A 15577-nucleotide genomic window follows, 5' to 3' on the forward strand; every position below is an offset into this window, starting at 1 on the left:
AAGGTGAATAAGATTCGACCCCGACAGGACAATTAACAGATGCGTGCGCTACTCCTCTCCTCTCATACTAACGCGCCAAAGGTTGAGATTATTCCTAATCCCGTTGCAAAAACGGGGCAGGTCATTCTTTCGGTTGAGGCGTGCGGCCTGAATTTCGCGGATCTGCTCATGGCCAAAGGCACATATCAGGCCACACCAAAGCCCCCTTTCATACTGGGGATGGAGGTATGCGGCACCGTCATCGCCCACGGGCCCGGCGTAAGCGTTCCCGCCATCGGCACCCGCGTTGCCGTATTCGGCGGCCAAGGCGGGCTTGCAGAAAAGGCAGCCTTTCCGGCCACGCTTTGCCAGCCGGTGCCAGCAGAAATGCCCTCAGACGTCGCGGCGGGCTTTATGGTTGCCTATGGCACATCGCATCTGGCGCTGACCCATCGCGCGCGGTTGCAAACGGGCGAAACATTGCTTGTCCTTGGCGCCTCTGGCGGAGTCGGGCTGACTGCTGTCGAAATCGGCAAAGCACTGGGGGCGACAGTCATTGCCGTGGCGCGCGGGGCTGACAAACTGGCCGTGGCAAAGGCCGCTGGCGCAGATCACCTGATTAATAGCGAAACCGAAGATATCCGCGCGGCTGTCAAGGCGCTGGGCGGGGCCGATGTGGTCTATGATCCGGTGGGCGGCGATCAGTTCAACGCCGCATTACGGGCGTGCAACCGCGAGGCGCGTATTATCGTCATTGGCTTTGCCAGCGGTCAGGTCCCTCCGGTTCCGGCCAATATCATTATGGTCAAAAACATCACCGTCATCGGTTTCTACTGGGGCGGCTATCTGGAATTCGCCCCGGATCTTCTGACCCGCAGTCTGTCAGAATTGATGGAATGGTACCGGCAGGGTAAACTGAAACCGCATATCAGCTACGTTTTCAAATTAGAAAACGCGGTCGAGGCACTGGACATGCTGCGCAGCCGCAAGGCGACCGGGAAAATCGTCGTTACGCCATAGCGGGGGCTTTCAGCTTGTAGAACCCATCCTGGATAAAGTCGCAAAGGTCGCTGACAACTGGCCCATCCTTGATCTGCGCATGGTAGATATTCACATTCATGTCGCGCAGCGTGGGCAATTGCCCACCATGAGAAATGCGTTCCAGATGCTGCGGCTCTGTACCTTCCAGCATCGTATGCACCGCCAGATCGGCGCTGACCGTCGCCTCCACCGTGCGGGAAGAATTGCTATCGACAACCATGTCCCAAGGGATTCCCACCTCATCCAGACGGCGCTGCACGAACTGGCGAAAGATGCAGCGCTGCTCATACGCCAACCGCAGCGGGCGCTGCTTCCATGCCTGACCGCCGGGTGCGCCGATCCAGACCAAGGGGATTTTGGTTAAAGTCGTGCCACCCGTCCCGACGCTATCCTCGGTCGTTAACATCACATCAACTTCACCCCGGCTGAAATCATCCATCAGCCGGCGGGTGAATGACGACACCAGATGCACCCGGACGCGAGGATAGGCTGCTGCGAACCGGCGCAGCACCTCTGGGATGACCGGGTAGATGATGTCATGCGGCACCCCAAGGGTGACCTCACCTTCAAACTCAGTCGCGGTCAGCTTGCCATAGACCTCATCATTCAGGATCAGGATGCGCCGTGCATAGCTCAGCAACTGCTCCCCCTGCGGGGTCAGGCCGATGGTACGGGCAGAGCGGTCCAGCAAACCAGCATTCAATGATTCTTCCAACCGTTTCAACTGCATGGACACAGCCGATTGGGTCAGGTTCAGCAACCCGGCGGCTTTGGTAACGCCCCCGGTATCCGCCACTGCAACGAAAGAGCGTAAGGCCGTCAGATCCAGATTTCGCGACATATCAATATTCCTGATGATGATATTTCCAAATATTCATTTTCATTATGGCAGGCAAAAAGGTACCCATCAAGGGAATAGATCAAAACGACACAAAACATCACGAAGGGAAATATGATGTCTTCTGTATTATCGTCCGAATGTCAGCCGCACACAGCGAAGTCACAACACACCAGTCTATTGACCAAGCTGCGTATGATTTTGGCCACCGTGCATCAGCGCCGATCCCTGCGTGAGATGGAGGATCATTTGCTGCGCGACATCGGAATCAGCTACGCAGAGGCGCAAAAAGAAGCGCAGAAACCCCTGTGGGATGTGCCTGACACTTGGCGCAGATGAATATTCGGTCTGCACTGTTGCGACATTCCCGCCCAAAGCATCCGCAATGCGTCAAATACACCTAGCGGATGCTTGAATTTGTGCTGTTATGTGCCAATATGTAACCTAATCCGCCGTCTCAGGCGTTGCATATTCTTGGAGGTCTGAATGTCGCAATACGATTGGGCAAAAACTGCTCCCGGCGCTGGTGCCGGTACTCAAACCCAGCAGATTGATGTGGGTCTGCGCGCCCATATGAACAAAGTCTATGGCACCATGTCCATCGGCATGCTGATCACAGCGCTCGCTGCTTGGGCAATTTCCGGTCTGGCAACAACCACGGACCCAAGCAATGCCGCCGCACAGCTTGGCAACGGTACATTGCTGACCAGCTTTGGTACGCTGATCTATGGCTCGCCCCTGAAATGGGTGATCATGTTCGCGCCGCTGGCCTTTGTCTTTGGCCTAAGCGCGATGATCAACCGGATGTCCGCCGCGACAGCGCAGCTTGTATTCTACGCTTTCGCAGCAGTGATGGGCCTGTCGCTCAGCTCGATCTTTCTGGTCTACACCGGGTTCTCGATCATCCAGATCTTCCTGATCACGGCCATCTCTTTTGCCAGCCTGTCGCTCTGGGGGTACACCACCAAGAAAGACATCTCGGCTTGGGGCTCCTTCCTGATCATGGGTGTTGTGGGTCTGATCATCGCGTCGATCGTCAACATCTTCATGCAGTCAGAGGCTCTTATGTTCGCGATCTCCGCCATCGGCGTGCTGATCTTCGCGGGGCTGACCGCCTATGACACGCAAAAGATCAAAAACGACTACATCGCACATGCAGCGCATGGTGATAGCGAATGGTTGGGCAAAGCGGCGATCATGGGTGCGTTGAACCTGTATCTCGACTTTATCAACATGTTCATCTTCCTGCTGCAATTGTTCGGCAACCGCGAATAAGCGATCAAAACGAACAAAAAACCCGCCCAGCTTTCGGCTTGGGCGGGTTTTTTTATGCGCGCGCGGCAGCGGGTGAATTGCGACCCACGCCCCTCGCGCGCGTCAAACAGGCGTATGCTTTGTTGTCGCCAAAAACGGTGGCAAAATCGCACCGCCCCTCTCTAGTAATTTATCTGTTTCGGCTGTGTACTGATCGTAGGCACGCTCCAAGAAAGCGGCTTGGACCGCGTGCATCTCGCTCAGGGATTTGCAGTGCAACAAGGCATGCTGTGCCTTGACGTCCTCGCTGATCCGCTCCGCGACGAAACGTGCCACTTCGCTTCCCATTTCCGATATGGCTTCAACCCAGGTGCTCCCCATCCAGGACAGGGCGGCGAGCTGCGATATCGCGTCGTCCTGATTTGATGACGACGGGGTCGTTTCACGTGCAGTGCTTTCGGTTTTCGTTGGCATGGTGTCCTCCAATGACACAAGTGCGATTGCGCAATCCTAACAAATCCGCGCGTCGAGAAGTTGATCTCGATCAATACTGTCGCCGGGGCGCACGAATCCCTCCCACGGCCCCCCGGATCATGGCCAAGACCTTAGAAACGAATATCCCAAATCTTACGCAGCGACGAAATCATCCTCGGCTGCACACCGAAATACGTCGCAATCTCATCGTCAGACAGGCCAAGATCCACGAAAATTTCAAGGCTGGCTTTCGGGTCTGGCCCCAATGCTGGCAGGTCGTCATCAATATGAATCGCGCGCTCGCGCGATTGACGGTCGTACCGCAAGCCCGGAACGAAATCCCGATCAGACGGCTCTTTGAAATGAAGTTGATTCATCTCATCCCCCCTATGCCGATGGTTGAATTAATAGCACAGCTGCCGGGACTATCCAATGCAAGCGTAACAATAGAATGTCGAAAATCTGCAAAATAAAACTGTGAAACGTGATCATTGACGAGACAGGAACGAAATACGACGGCAAACGACAATAGGACGTCACCACACCGCCGCCTATGAGCGTCGTCAGGCATCGCGCGACCACCCCGCAGGGCACGCCGACCATCATCCGGCACCATGAAAATAACGCCCCTATTTATCATTTTACCATCAAGGCGCAAAACCGGGACAACGGGAAATACCCACATAACAGGCTGTTTTAATTGCATTTATATAGCCTCATAACCCAATCCAATAAGGGTAAGGAAATCCCGACTATACGAAACTGCGCCTCCTGCCGCACAGTTTTAACAATTGAACAACAGTTTTCACTCTGCCGCGCTTTACTCTGCGGCATTACATTTTGAGAAAGGTATTTGTCATGCTGACAATTCCCGGCGTTGAAATCACGGTGGTAAAGGAACTTGTCCCACGAGGTCTGGCTGCGGCTGGCACGCTTGGCATCGTGGGATGCTGCGAGACGGACAATGCAAATCAGCCACTACGCGAACTCAGCTCGCTTTCGGAATTTCGTGATCTTTTTGGCGCCGGGTCGCTCACCTCTATGCCCGAGGTAGAGCTTGCCTTTGCCAACGGGCTGCGCGCCGTCGTTGTTTCCGCCCTTCCACAAAGCGCGGGGCTTGCGGCAAATGTCACAGTCCCGATCAGCCTGACCAGCGCAGCGGATGACACCCGCGTTGACCAGATATCGGTCAGGGCGCGGGCTGCGGGCACCTGGGGCAATGACCTGCGGGTGCGCTTTCTGGCCAAGGGCACCGGGGCGGCACGGGCCGTTGATGTCTTTGTCTTCACCTCAGCCGAGGCGGCGCAGAATGACAAACCCGCCGAAACCTTCCGCAATCTGTCCACCGCCTCTGGCGACGCGCGTTTCTTCATGTCGGTCATCAATGCCGAAAGCGGGCTGATCCGCCTGCCCGCTGTCATGCCTGCCTTTATCGCCGGGGGTGGTTCAGCCAACCCGCAAAACACCAATCCCACGGCAGCGGCCACCCTGCTCTCCGGCGGTCGTGAAGCCACCGTCGCCGAATACCGCGACGCGCTGGAACGGCTGGAAACCCAACCACAGATCGACATGGTGATCGCCTCCAACAACATTACCTCCACCGTAACCGCGACAGAGCTTTATTCCACCATCATATCCCATTGCGAAGCGATGAGCCGCAAGGCACAGAACCGCATCGGCTTTGGCCAGATCGTCCCCCATGGAACGTCCCGCCCGAATATCGAGGCGGCCAAATCAATGGCCTCTGTCCTGACTTCGGATCGGTTTGTGCTGACGGCACCGCATGGCACCGTCGGCGCGGTTGCGGGGCTGATTTCGGGCCAGCAATATTTCCGCTCTCCGACCTATAAAACCCTGCGTGGCATCGTTGCGCCGAATTTTGATTTTACCGATGGGGACCTGCGGGCACTGCTGCGCGCGGGGCTTTTGCCGGTGGACAAGCTCCCCCGCAAAGGTGTTGCCGTGATCAAGGGCATCGCCACCAGTCAGGAACAGGTGAACGTGCAACGTACCGCCGACCGGGCTGTGCGCACGGTCCAGAATATCGCCATCGACTATGTCGGACTGCTGAACAATCAGGCCCAACGCTCGGCCCTGCGACAGCGGATAGATGAGGCATTCAATGCCATGTTCCGCGAAGGCGCGCTGGTGCCATCCGCCGACGGTCTGTCCCCACCATACGAGGTCGCGGTGACAGCCACCAACGCCGAAGCCGCTGCCGGAATTGTCCGGATCAACATCGCGGTGCGTCCGGTCCGGGCGATTGATTACATCTACGCCACTTTGAACGTGAAAGCCTTCTAAACAAGGCCAAGGCCCCAACAGATTTCACAGACCAACGCCGCATGACCTGCGGCGCACAGGAAAGGATTGCCCATGCCCAAGATACTTAGCGCCAACCGATCCAAGGTGCTGATCGACGGCGAGCCGATGGAAGGCTTGCAGGATATCAGCTTTGTCACCGACCGCCCGACCTCTGACATCGCCGCCATTGGCGAAGCGGAACGGATCGGCGTCATCTTCGGCACCACCCGTGTGACCGGTGTGATCAAGGCAAAATCAGCCCTCGATGCGGTGGAAGAGAAATTCGCCAGCAACCAAAGCTTTCAGATCGTCATATCGACCAATTTCGACGGCCCGGATGGCGAGGTCGAAAATGTCATCTCGCTGCAAGAATGCTATGCCCACGGCAAGCGCTTTGCGATGGGTGTCGGCGGCGCGGCTGAAACGCTTTATGACTTCTCCGCAACACGCGAGACAGCGGGCTGATGACGGCCCCTGGCGATATCCAGCCCCGGCTGTTCAGCCGCGACGGCGTGACCTATCGCATCTCGCTGCCAAGCTGGGGGCAATGGTTAACGATCCTTGACAGATCTGCGCGCAGTACGGGCAGCACCGATCAGGCAGATGTGGGCCAACTGCTGCGGCTCTGGGTCGCGGGCTCTGTCCAAAAGGAACTGGACGGAAAAGCCGCCCCCCTTGGCCCGATTGATACCTTGCCTGCCGATTTGGCCGATGATCTGGTTGCGGAAGGGAGCAAAGCGCTTGCGGACCTCAGCACCCGGCTGGATATCCAACAAACAGATCATGCCGCGACAGGCGGGGTGACGATCACCACCACCGTCGGAGCCTATGATCTGCGCCCGCTTTCCTTTGGTGAACGCAACGCCTGCCTGTCGCGCCATATCGGGCTTGCCCACGGGCAGCCCGAAATCGACGCCTCAGCGTATGAGGTCGCGCTGGTAGCGACCTCGCTCAGCGGCGATCAACGCCCCAGCCACGCCGATCTGATGGCGCTGCCGCTTCCCTTGGGCGAAACCTTGGTAAACGCGGCCCGCCAACTTTCAGACACAGCACCCGCCGCAGAAATCGCAGCCTTCGCACAGGCCGGGCAGTCGCATCCGGACCTTGAACTTGCATCGCTCTGCCTGCGCTTTGGGCTGACCCCGGCAGAGGCGTTGGCCCTGCCCGCCAATACTGCACGGCGCTTGAACGTGGCCGCTGGCCTGTTGCAGGCGACCCAAGCCACCCTGCCCGCCCCGGCCCAGCCTGTCGATGACGACAGAACAACACGGATCGTGGTGCATGATGACTGATTTCGTAATGCATATACGCGCCCGTCTTGGGCAACGATTGGGCACCAGCCTTGACCAATTGGCCCCAATGATCAGCCGTGGTCAGGCCCGCCGCGCGCACGCCGCCGCAACACAGGACAACAGCGCCACGGATCTAGGGCCGCATACCAGTTTCCCAACCGCCCCCGCGCATTTGGTTGAGGCCGCGCATCAAAGCGCGCCACAAACAACAGCATCCCGGCGTGCCTCACAACATGCTGACAACAGCACCTTGCGGCCCAACGCCGGACCGACCGCAGAACAGACAGCGCTTGCACCTTTACGCGCCGCGATCCCGCACCCGATCAGTGCTGCCCCGGCACCGCAAGGCCCATCACAACCCGCCCCGATGCTGCGGCTCGTCACAAATAGAGAAGCGACAGACACATCCGCGCGCAGTGATGTCATAGCTCCGAATCCATCCGCCTCGATTGCAGATCGCCCGCAAAAGTCCGACGGAAGTCCGACGGAAGTCCGATCGCTAAAAACACCTGTTTCAGGCCCCGCAGGACACGGCCAGAACGCCATCCAACCGACCAGAATAATCACGCCCGCCGCACGCGTTTTGCAGGCCCTGTTCGTACAAGCCAGCCGCCGCCGCAGCCCCCCTGCCGACGCTCCCGTACAGCTCGTGACGCATAGCGCGCCATCGGAAAATGCAACATCAATTTCACGCGCCGCGCTCACTGGCATGGACCCGATAACAGCTTACAGCCCAGCCCCGGCGCAATCGGACCAGCCCGTATTAACGGACCGGAACAAGGCAACATCAGGCGCTCCGGTTTCGAGGGTCAAATCCGCCCTTGCGGCACTCGACCAGGAACTTCCACGGCAGAACACCCCGCTCAACACCGCCCCTACCTCACAAGAAAACACTTTGAAAACAGATGCTTTCGCAGATGAAGAACAGTTGCGTGCGACCCTGACGCGCATCCTTGCCGACGATCTGCGACGGCACGGGCTGATCCCGGACGGAGGTATCTGACATGCAGGAAACCGTTCTCATTGGCGAACTGGAACTGGACAAGGTGCTCGACATCGAGATCACGCAGACCCGCAAACTGGCCGCCCATGCGATACCGGGCTGGGATGGTGATCTGGTGCAGGACCTGGGCGAAGGTGCCGCCGAAATCCGCATCCGCGGCATCGCCCACGGAGAAAGCGCAGGCCAACGACTAGAAGAGTTGCGCAGCGCGTTCGGCGACGGCACACCACTGGATTTCGTCTCCAGCGCGTCCGTCGCGACAGAGGTCGAACAAACCCTACTCGAACGGCTGGACGTGGTGCAATCCGGACACCTAAACGGCGGCTATCTCTACGCAATGACACTCCGCCGCTACGTACCGCCACCCGAACCGACGATCGGCGGATTCTCGGCGGAATTTCTACAGGATCTCGACGACCTCAACCTTGCGAACGCGCTTGAGGCGGCGGGTGGCTTTGCCGACGCATTGGGAACCGCGCAAGGGGCGCTTGATGCAGTAAACAAGGCAATGGACGTACTGGAGGACGCAAAAGGGCTGATCGACGGCGCACTGGAACTTGAACCCCTGCTCAGCGCGATGGGCGCAGTCGCATCCTCTGCAAAATAAAGCATTTCGACACTGGTTGTTATAAAAAAGGAATTGAACCATGCCTACAGGAACCGAACTTTTCAATCTGCTGGACACGCGCACACAAGCGATTTCCAACGCATTGGACGAATTGAATATCGTCATCACCGGTGACAGTTTCGCCCACACGCTTATCTGGCCCACAACAGATGTGCCCGACCCGGTGGCCCATGCCGCAGGTATCGACGCGGCGATGGCGGCACTGACCGTCACCGACAATCTGGAAGACGCGATTGACCGGCTTTTCGACGGGCTACAAGGTGGTTCGATCAACGACGCGATCAAATCTGCCACCGATGCCATTCAGAAGGTGCTGAACGATGCCGCGCAGCTGAATGATGAACTTGGGGTGCAGGATCGTGTCGATGCGTTCAACGAATTGAACGAACCGGCACAGGGCGCGCGCACCGATCCGAATTTCGGATTTATCCCCGCAATCGAAGGCGTGATCAATGCAGCCGCCAACAGCAGCGTCGATGTGGATGACGCGCTAGGGCCGCTGCGCGCCATCGGGGCCGCTGTTGCTGCGGGCGGGGCCTATGCAGTTTTTGCCGCCTATGCGACCGCATCCATCGAGATGCTGAACACAGCACTGACCGTCGGTCAGGTCGGCGTCGGTGACCGCTAAGGTCACCATAACTCTGGCGTTTGACGGCGCCAGCGACCCGGTTCCGGTCCGCTCCATGCGGCTGGACCGGGGGCTTGCCCACCCTGTGGGCAGGGCCACGCTGGACTTGCCGCGCGGCGTCACGGCCCCCGATCCGGGGGCAGCGGTCAGCCTTGGGGTGGTGCAAGGTGATACGTCACTTACCCTGTTAGGCGGAACAATTGCCTGGCGCGGGGTCGGCCTTGATGCCACCCGCATCAGCATTTTGGAACCCGCCGCCGCGCTGATGCAAACCATGGCCGCCAAAAGCTATGCTAACACAACCGCGGGGCAGATGATCTCTGACCTGTGCAGCATCGCAGAGGTGCAAACAGGCATGATTTTACCCGGCGCGACGATCCCGCATATGGTGCTGCGATCCGACCGGACCATGCTGGACCACGCGATGCGGCTGGCCCATATGTCCGGGCTTGCCCTGACCAGCGATACCAGCGGGGCGCTTGGCGCCTTGGCGATCAACCTGCCCATACCCGGCGCGCCACCCGCGTTGAACCGGGCCGCGCTGGTCAGCGAAGACGCTGAAAACAGCCATATACCGCCCGCAAACCGGATGGTTGGCGCAGGCGCATTGGGCAGTGTCGGCCCCGGTGCCAGCACGCTGCCATTGGCCGATACATCCCTGATTTCAGCGGGCTCCGCCGATGCGCCCGCAACCACTCGCGTTGCAGCGATCCGCACGCTGGTGGACGCCACCCAGGCACAACTGGCCGCCAAACAACGGCAGGCGGCCACGATCAGCGGGCTTTGCCTGACCACGCCATTGCCCGAAGATCTGTCACCCGGTGATGTCGTGCTATTGCCCGGCGACAACGGCCTTCCGATCCGGATGGCGCGGCTTGAAACACTTGCAGTCAGCTTTTCCGCGCAAAACGGATTGCTTGGCCATTACCATTTTTCCGATCTGGAGGCCGCGTGATGCTCGATCTTGTGACCCTCATCCGACAGGTGGTGCAGTCTGAACTACGCGGGCATATGCCCAGCGCCTTTGGGGTGATCGACACGGTGCACCAGCCGGATGCGGCGGGCATGACCCAATACGCTTGTGATGTGCGGTTGCAAGGCACAGAGGCGATTTATGAAAAGGTGCCCCTGACCACCGCATATCTGGGGCATGTTGCCCCGCCCGTTGCAGGCGATGTGGTCGTGCTGAACTTTATAGGTGGTGACCCTGATCAACCTGTGATCGCCGGGCTGGTCTTTTCCGAAACCGTCACCGCGCCTGAAATCGCTGCGGGCGAAATGCTGACCCGGCTGCCCCATGACGGGGCGGATGATGCGCGGATCGACACGCGGCACACCGCTGGGCAGAACGGATCGCGTGACTGGTCGGTCAGCCTGCCCTCTGGGCCTGTGCTGCAAATGACCGACAAGACAATCTCGGCCACGCTGGACGACATGACCATGACACTGGACGCTGATGCAGGCGAAGCGACACTGAAAACCAGCGGTGGCACGCTGACACTCACCGAGAGTGGCGACATTACCCTGAAAGGCGATGGCGCTCTGGTGATCGAGGCCGCAAGCGACCTGACCCTCAAGGCCGGCGGCAATGCCGTGCTTGAGGCCGGGGCCGCGACTGAAATCACGGCATCAAGCACGATGGATATCAAAGGCTCTGTCATTAACCTGAACTGAGAGAAAAGAATGGGACAACCCGGCGCAAAACAAGGCGATCAGATCGTGGGAACGGACATCCATATCGTGATGATCCCGGCCGCGCCCAGCCCCGTGCCAACACCCCTGCCGCATCCGTTTGCGGGGATTATCGACGATGGGCTGTCAAGCGATGTGAACATCATGGGCATGCCCGCCGCCGTACAAGGGTCAACCGCCAGCAACACACCGCCTCACATCCCACAGGGCGGACCGTTTCAATCGCCGCCATCCAACAAAGGTGAGGTGCTGATGGGCAGTGGCACTGTGATGATCAACGGCAAACCCGCTACCCGCAGCGGCGATACCGCCATGACCTGCAATGATCCGTCTGACCTGCCCGTCGGCACTGTTGTTGCCATTGGCACCGTGATGATCGGCTAGAAAGACAAGAAGGAAAGACCATGTTGCGTTCTGAACTGGCACATGACACATTGTCCGACCTGCGGCTGCAACCGGCCCGCCGGGCCGATGCCGTGCTGGCGCTGGACCGGCGCGCCACAGAGACCGGCTGGGACCTTGATACACAGCGCGATATTGATGCTATCGGTCAGGCTGCGTGGCTGGCGCTTGCCATTCCGCGCGGTACGCTGGCGCAACTGGGGCACCCGCGCTTTGGATCACGGCTGCATTTGCTAATCGGCGAAAACCTGACCGAACAGACCAGCAACCGCGCCCGCGCCTATATCCGCGAAGCGCTGCGCGACGATCCCCGTTTTCGCCTGCGCGATGTCACGATCCGCCGCAACGCCGCCGACCCTGGCGCGCTGGACGCACAGATCACGCTTGATCCGGCGGGCACCCTGATCTTTCCGCTTGCCGCGTTGATCAGCGGCGCTGACCTGAACGATATCGGAGCGCTGGCATCATGACCCCTGAATTCGCCCGCAGAACCTATCAAGAGGTGGTCGATCACATGTTAGGCACGCTCAGCGCGCAGGGCATCCTGACCGACACCGCCCCCGGTTCGGTCACCCGCACACTGGTCGAAGCAACATCGCGCGAATTCGCAGAACTCTATGCCCGCATGAACGCGGTGTATGAGGCTGGCTTTCTGGAGACCGCAACGGGCAGTTCACTGGACCAACTTGTCGCGCTGATTGGGTTGACCCGGCTGTCGGGCGAAACGGATATCGTGGAAATGCGCTTTGAACGGGACAACCGGGTCTCTGCCAGGGTGATCATCCCCGCTGGTGCCGTGGTTACTGTCGAACGGGCGGATGCGTCGCGCGTGTCCTATGCGGTGCTTGACGGCGATGAACTGCGCGCAGGCGAAAACACCATTGAGGTCGCCTTGCGCGCGCTGCCTGATCCCGATGATCCAGATGCTGATCTGTCGGTGAACGGCGATGATGTCACGCTCAACAATGCGACATTTGTCGCCCCCATCGCGGGCATCGCCAGCCTGTCGCTTGTCGGCCCTTCGGTGCGGCTGGGCACCAATGAAACCGATGAACAGCTGCGCAAGCGCGCCCGCATGGCCATTGCATCGGCGGGCGGCGGCACGGAAAAAGCGCTTGAGCAGGCCCTGATGGAAATTGAAGGCGTCAATGGCGTCCGCTTGCGCGACGCGGGCGATCCGCTGGAAGGCGTGCCGCTACGCCCCGGCGAAATTGAGATCATCCTTGATGGCGACCCCAAGGATATGGAGCAGGTCAAACAGGCCATTGCACGTGCAAAGGGCCCCGGCATCATTGCCCGGCTGGCCAGCACGCAAAACGTCGAAATCGGCGGCACGCTGGTCATACGGCCCGCCAGCGCGACCCTGTCAAACAGCCAAGCGCTAGAACTGGTGCGCAATTGCGAGGCGTTGATTACCGAAACAGTGGACAAGCTGGATATCGGCGACGGGCTGCAATGGAACCGGCTACTGGCCGCGCTGATGTCGGTCGAAAACCTGGGCGATATCCTGATTGATCAGTCATCTTTTACCCTGATCAGCACGATAGACACGCAAACCATTGCACCCGGCGATGTCAGCATCCGCGAAACACAGCGGTTGGTACCGGGGCAAGAGACAAACAGCCTGATCGTCACGCTGGAAGACCGGCCCACACTTCTGATCGGCGTGCAGCTGACGGCAGATATCACAGAGCCGACCGGGCCGGTCATCGACCAGTTCACCACCGAATTACGCCAAAGCCTTGGCACCTATCTGGAAGCCATCGACACCAGCAAGCCGAACGCTGTGCTGACACTGGCCGAGACTGTGACAGCGCTTGCCGCGGATCAGACCATGACCGTGCTGACAGATCAGATCACCCTGACAAATTTCAGCCTCACCGCGTTGGAAACGGGTGAAGGGTCACTGCAAAATCTGACTTCGGATGGAACGCAACAGCTTAGCATCCCGCAAAATGCCATCCTGCGTCTGGCTGACCCCATCGTATCCTTCACATGGGAGGATCCCGCCTGATGGCTCTGGACGCCGAACGCATCATTGATATGGCTCCGGCGGGGCAGTTCGGGCTGGTGGATCGTTACCTGCCCGATCCCTATCGCCGGGCTTTATCGCGCCACGGGGATGCCATGGCCAGCCTCACCCGCGCGGCTCGCGATACGCTGCGCCGTAGCCTAAGCGAGCTTGAAGCAGTGCAGCGGTCGCGCGCGTTGGAATTCTTCAATGACCTCAGCGATGGCAAGCTGCTAGGCGCGCTGCATGATCAGGCCCCCTGGCCCGAAGATGACACCGAAACATTTCGCATCCGGCTAGGCCGGGTTGCAGCCCTTGCCATGCGCGGGGCCGCCACTGCTGACCGACTGCTGGCGCTCGCCGCATTGGCAGGCAACGGTCACGCGCTGGCAAGCGGCAGCATCGCGCAGGCGGTCCCGCCTGAAACCGATTATCGCTTTGTGCTCACCCAAAAGGACGCGCAGGGTCAAATCCAAAGCCAGACTCTGCAAGGGCGTACAGATCCCGGCCAAACCCGGCAATATTTTGTGAAACCCACAACGGGCGGGCTTTTCCCTGTTGATGTGATCGACGCGCCCTTGCGGCGCTATGATGCTGAAATCAGCCCGCTGCCCGGCGATCACTATCGGTTCGCGCTGGATAACCCAGCCAGTGAAAACCTTGCCGGGCTAGAGGACAGCGATCCGCTGCTCTGGCCTGATCCGACGTTTAGTATCACCGCAGGTGCCGCTCCTTTTGGGCCGTTCGCATTGGTCCAAACTGGACAAGCGCAGGCGATCATCGTCAACCGGGTGCTCGCCCCCGGTGCCACGTTAGATTTCAGCGTCCGAGACATGATCTGGAACCACCTTGAAACGGGCAGCACATCGCTGAGCAAACTGACCTGTCTGGGCAATAAGGACGCGCTTTATGCCGGGTTCGGACTGTCGGCAGATGATCACCTGATCCCTGCGCCCAATACGGACAAACCCATCGGGCCGCTCCTTACGCTACGCAGCAAGAGCGATCTGAACTTCACCGGCGCACAAAGCCACGGCGTGCCCAAGGACGCGACGGCACTCCACACCAGCCCACTGCAAGTTCCGTCCTTTTTGGGTGAGGGGCGGTCGCAGTGGCGTATCCTCACGCTCACAGCGCATGACGAGTCTGATCCCGATATCCACAAAGCGCAGTTCGCACCCGTACCCAGCACCGCAGACATCACGCTTTCGGCCCGCTGGTTCGGACGCAGGCCCGGCGAATTTGCCGTTGTCATGCCCGACACCGCACTTGCCGCTGACCACGGGGGACCGCTAAGCCATCGCACAATCTGGCGCGACCAGATGATCGAACGATTCAAACTGGCGGGGACCGTGCGGATCGCGAAAAACCTGCTGTTTTCGGCTGACGACGTCCTGCAAGACATCACTGAAATGCATTTCAGCGATAAGCTGCGCCCATCAGATCAAATGGAACTGAACGACCCGCTATATTTAACTGACAGCGTGCACCCCTCTGACAGCATCGAAATGCTAGAGCAGCGCGACCTGTCACTGGCCTCTGCTTTAACACAAACCGACCGGATTGAGCTGACCGCGAGTGATGCTCAGGTGGAGCCCGCGATCAGCGCCGCGCATCCGGTCGATACGATGACATTCGCAGCCGGGTTTCCGCCTGACCTGCGGGCCACGGCAAAACCGACCGACAGTATCGAAATCCTGCCAGAGATCCCCATTGATGCGCGTGATAGCGTCAGGCCGCAGGACACCCTGACCCTCACAGATGCAGAGCTGCGCCCGGACGACCTTACCAGCACGGGCCACCCTCGCGATAGCATGACACTATCGGCCGGACTGCCTGACAGCCTGCGTTCCGTAGCCCACCCGCGCGACACTATCGGGCTGGATCCCGGCGCGGAGATCCGCAGCCCGACCGATACCGACCCGCCACTGCGCACCCGTGCCATCACACTGCGTTCCGTGGTGCAGCCGCAGGACCGCATCACAATCCGCCGTCTGCGCAATGGCTAAACGGCAGCAACACATAAGGAGA

The 15577-nt window shown here is 59.4% G+C and carries 18 protein-coding genes; 15 read left to right on the plus strand and 3 right to left on the minus strand.

Features of this window, described 5'->3' with window-relative positions:
* The first annotated feature begins 39 nt into the window (after positions 1-39).
* Positions 40-999, plus strand: coding sequence for an NADPH:quinone oxidoreductase family protein (locus ACJ5NV_RS13505; protein WP_411644483.1), 960 nt, complete (start codon positions 40-42; stop codon positions 997-999).
* Here ACJ5NV_RS13505 and ACJ5NV_RS13510 read toward each other — a convergent pair.
* The gene (locus tag ACJ5NV_RS13510; protein ID WP_411644485.1) at positions 989-1861 is read right to left on the minus strand and encodes a LysR family transcriptional regulator; all 873 of its coding nucleotides are present in this window, start codon (positions 1859-1861) and stop codon (positions 989-991) included. The genes ACJ5NV_RS13505 and ACJ5NV_RS13510 overlap by 11 nt on opposite strands.
* Before the next feature lie 111 nt (positions 1862-1972).
* On the opposite strand from ACJ5NV_RS13510, the gene ACJ5NV_RS13515 reads away from it, so the two are divergent.
* Together ACJ5NV_RS13515 and ACJ5NV_RS13520 are read left to right on the plus strand one after the other, a co-directional pair.
* Positions 1973-2197 (plus strand): DUF1127 domain-containing protein, encoded by a 225-nt coding sequence (locus ACJ5NV_RS13515; RefSeq protein WP_411644487.1) that lies wholly within the window; start codon positions 1973-1975, stop codon positions 2195-2197.
* A gap of 147 nt (positions 2198-2344) precedes the next feature.
* Positions 2345-3133: a Bax inhibitor-1/YccA family protein gene (locus ACJ5NV_RS13520; protein ID WP_411644489.1), complete on the plus strand. Its 789-nt coding sequence runs from the start codon at positions 2345-2347 to the stop codon at positions 3131-3133.
* A 102-nt stretch (positions 3134-3235) separates the two neighbouring features.
* Here ACJ5NV_RS13520 and ACJ5NV_RS13525 read toward each other — a convergent pair whose 3' ends face one another.
* Together ACJ5NV_RS13525 and ACJ5NV_RS13530 are read right to left on the minus strand one after the other, a co-directional pair.
* Positions 3236-3586, minus strand: coding sequence for a phasin family protein (locus ACJ5NV_RS13525; RefSeq protein WP_411644490.1), 351 nt, complete (start codon positions 3584-3586; stop codon positions 3236-3238).
* Between the two features lie 131 nt (positions 3587-3717).
* Positions 3718-3963 (minus strand): hypothetical protein, encoded by a 246-nt coding sequence (locus tag ACJ5NV_RS13530; protein WP_411644492.1) that lies wholly within the window; start codon positions 3961-3963, stop codon positions 3718-3720.
* Between the two features lie 481 nt (positions 3964-4444).
* Between ACJ5NV_RS13530 and ACJ5NV_RS13535 the strand changes: the two genes are divergently transcribed.
* The 12 genes from ACJ5NV_RS13535 to ACJ5NV_RS13590 all read left to right on the plus strand — a co-directional run bounded on the left by ACJ5NV_RS13535 (position 4445) and on the right by ACJ5NV_RS13590 (position 15555).
* Entirely contained in the window at positions 4445-5890 is a 1446-nt protein-coding gene (locus ACJ5NV_RS13535; protein ID WP_411644493.1) for a phage tail sheath subtilisin-like domain-containing protein, read from the plus strand.
* A 72-nt stretch (positions 5891-5962) separates the two neighbouring features.
* Positions 5963-6355, plus strand: a complete 393-nt coding sequence (locus ACJ5NV_RS13540) for a hypothetical protein (RefSeq protein ID WP_411644495.1) — start codon at positions 5963-5965, stop codon at positions 6353-6355.
* Positions 6355-7182: a hypothetical protein gene (locus ACJ5NV_RS13545; RefSeq protein WP_411644497.1), complete on the plus strand. Its 828-nt coding sequence runs from the start codon at positions 6355-6357 to the stop codon at positions 7180-7182. The genes ACJ5NV_RS13540 and ACJ5NV_RS13545 overlap by 1 nt, the downstream gene beginning before the upstream one ends.
* The gene (locus ACJ5NV_RS13550; RefSeq protein ID WP_411644499.1) at positions 7172-8185 is read left to right on the plus strand and encodes a hypothetical protein; all 1014 of its coding nucleotides are present in this window, start codon (positions 7172-7174) and stop codon (positions 8183-8185) included. The genes ACJ5NV_RS13545 and ACJ5NV_RS13550 overlap by 11 nt, the downstream gene beginning before the upstream one ends.
* 1 nt (position 8186) lies before the next feature.
* The gene (locus tag ACJ5NV_RS13555; RefSeq protein ID WP_411644501.1) at positions 8187-8792 is read left to right on the plus strand and encodes a DNA circularization N-terminal domain-containing protein; all 606 of its coding nucleotides are present in this window, start codon (positions 8187-8189) and stop codon (positions 8790-8792) included.
* Between the two features lie 40 nt (positions 8793-8832).
* Complete coding sequence (locus ACJ5NV_RS13560) at positions 8833-9441, plus strand: hypothetical protein (RefSeq protein ID WP_411644502.1); 609 nt, start codon at positions 8833-8835, stop codon at positions 9439-9441.
* Positions 9431-10396: a hypothetical protein gene (locus ACJ5NV_RS13565; RefSeq protein ID WP_411644504.1), complete on the plus strand. Its 966-nt coding sequence runs from the start codon at positions 9431-9433 to the stop codon at positions 10394-10396. The genes ACJ5NV_RS13560 and ACJ5NV_RS13565 overlap by 11 nt, the downstream gene beginning before the upstream one ends.
* Complete coding sequence (locus ACJ5NV_RS13570; RefSeq protein WP_411644506.1) at positions 10396-11115, plus strand: phage baseplate assembly protein V; 720 nt, start codon at positions 10396-10398, stop codon at positions 11113-11115. The genes ACJ5NV_RS13565 and ACJ5NV_RS13570 overlap by 1 nt, the downstream gene beginning before the upstream one ends.
* 9 nt (positions 11116-11124) lie before the next feature.
* Positions 11125-11517 (plus strand): PAAR domain-containing protein, encoded by a 393-nt coding sequence (locus tag ACJ5NV_RS13575; protein WP_411644508.1) that lies wholly within the window; start codon positions 11125-11127, stop codon positions 11515-11517.
* A 20-nt stretch (positions 11518-11537) separates the two neighbouring features.
* Positions 11538-12005: a hypothetical protein gene (locus ACJ5NV_RS13580; protein ID WP_411644510.1), complete on the plus strand. Its 468-nt coding sequence runs from the start codon at positions 11538-11540 to the stop codon at positions 12003-12005.
* The gene (locus tag ACJ5NV_RS13585; protein WP_411644512.1) at positions 12002-13549 is read left to right on the plus strand and encodes a baseplate J/gp47 family protein; all 1548 of its coding nucleotides are present in this window, start codon (positions 12002-12004) and stop codon (positions 13547-13549) included. Before ACJ5NV_RS13580 ends, ACJ5NV_RS13585 begins: the two co-directional genes overlap by 4 nt.
* Positions 13549-15555 (plus strand): hypothetical protein, encoded by a 2007-nt coding sequence (locus tag ACJ5NV_RS13590; protein ID WP_411644513.1) that lies wholly within the window; start codon positions 13549-13551, stop codon positions 15553-15555. The genes ACJ5NV_RS13585 and ACJ5NV_RS13590 overlap by 1 nt, the downstream gene beginning before the upstream one ends.
* Positions 15556-15577: the final 22 nt, after the last annotated feature.

Origin of the sequence: Loktanella agnita, assembly GCF_046640325.1 — a bacterium.
Taxonomy (GTDB): Bacteria; Pseudomonadota; Alphaproteobacteria; order Rhodobacterales; family Rhodobacteraceae; genus Yoonia; species Yoonia agnita.

What these genes read in the sequence shown, in the direction of transcription:
- ACJ5NV_RS13555 (WP_411644501.1), top strand. Translation starts at nt 8,187, where the DNA reads ATGCAGGAAACCGTTCTCATTGGCGAACTGGAACTGGACAAGGTGCTC.
- ACJ5NV_RS13515 (WP_411644487.1), top strand. Translation starts at nt 1,973, where the DNA reads ATGATGTCTTCTGTATTATCGTCCGAATGTCAGCCGCACACAGCGAAG.
- ACJ5NV_RS13540 (WP_411644495.1), top strand. Translation starts at nt 5,963, where the DNA reads ATGCCCAAGATACTTAGCGCCAACCGATCCAAGGTGCTGATCGACGGC.
- ACJ5NV_RS13535 (WP_411644493.1), top strand. Translation starts at nt 4,445, where the DNA reads ATGCTGACAATTCCCGGCGTTGAAATCACGGTGGTAAAGGAACTTGTC.
- ACJ5NV_RS13575 (WP_411644508.1), top strand. Translation starts at nt 11,125, where the DNA reads ATGGGACAACCCGGCGCAAAACAAGGCGATCAGATCGTGGGAACGGAC.
- ACJ5NV_RS13510 (WP_411644485.1), bottom strand. Translation starts at nt 1,861, where the DNA reads ATGTCGCGAAATCTGGATCTGACGGCCTTACGCTCTTTCGTTGCAGTG.
- ACJ5NV_RS13505 (WP_411644483.1), top strand. Translation starts at nt 40, where the DNA reads ATGCGTGCGCTACTCCTCTCCTCTCATACTAACGCGCCAAAGGTTGAG.
- ACJ5NV_RS13560 (WP_411644502.1), top strand. Translation starts at nt 8,833, where the DNA reads ATGCCTACAGGAACCGAACTTTTCAATCTGCTGGACACGCGCACACAA.
- ACJ5NV_RS13590 (WP_411644513.1), top strand. Translation starts at nt 13,549, where the DNA reads ATGGCTCTGGACGCCGAACGCATCATTGATATGGCTCCGGCGGGGCAG.
- ACJ5NV_RS13525 (WP_411644490.1), bottom strand. Translation starts at nt 3,586, where the DNA reads ATGCCAACGAAAACCGAAAGCACTGCACGTGAAACGACCCCGTCGTCA.
- ACJ5NV_RS13530 (WP_411644492.1), bottom strand. Translation starts at nt 3,963, where the DNA reads ATGAATCAACTTCATTTCAAAGAGCCGTCTGATCGGGATTTCGTTCCG.
- ACJ5NV_RS13580 (WP_411644510.1), top strand. Translation starts at nt 11,538, where the DNA reads ATGTTGCGTTCTGAACTGGCACATGACACATTGTCCGACCTGCGGCTG.
- ACJ5NV_RS13585 (WP_411644512.1), top strand. Translation starts at nt 12,002, where the DNA reads ATGACCCCTGAATTCGCCCGCAGAACCTATCAAGAGGTGGTCGATCAC.
- ACJ5NV_RS13545 (WP_411644497.1), top strand. Translation starts at nt 6,355, where the DNA reads ATGACGGCCCCTGGCGATATCCAGCCCCGGCTGTTCAGCCGCGACGGC.
- ACJ5NV_RS13520 (WP_411644489.1), top strand. Translation starts at nt 2,345, where the DNA reads ATGTCGCAATACGATTGGGCAAAAACTGCTCCCGGCGCTGGTGCCGGT.
- ACJ5NV_RS13550 (WP_411644499.1), top strand. Translation starts at nt 7,172, where the DNA reads ATGATGACTGATTTCGTAATGCATATACGCGCCCGTCTTGGGCAACGA.
- ACJ5NV_RS13570 (WP_411644506.1), top strand. Translation starts at nt 10,396, where the DNA reads ATGCTCGATCTTGTGACCCTCATCCGACAGGTGGTGCAGTCTGAACTA.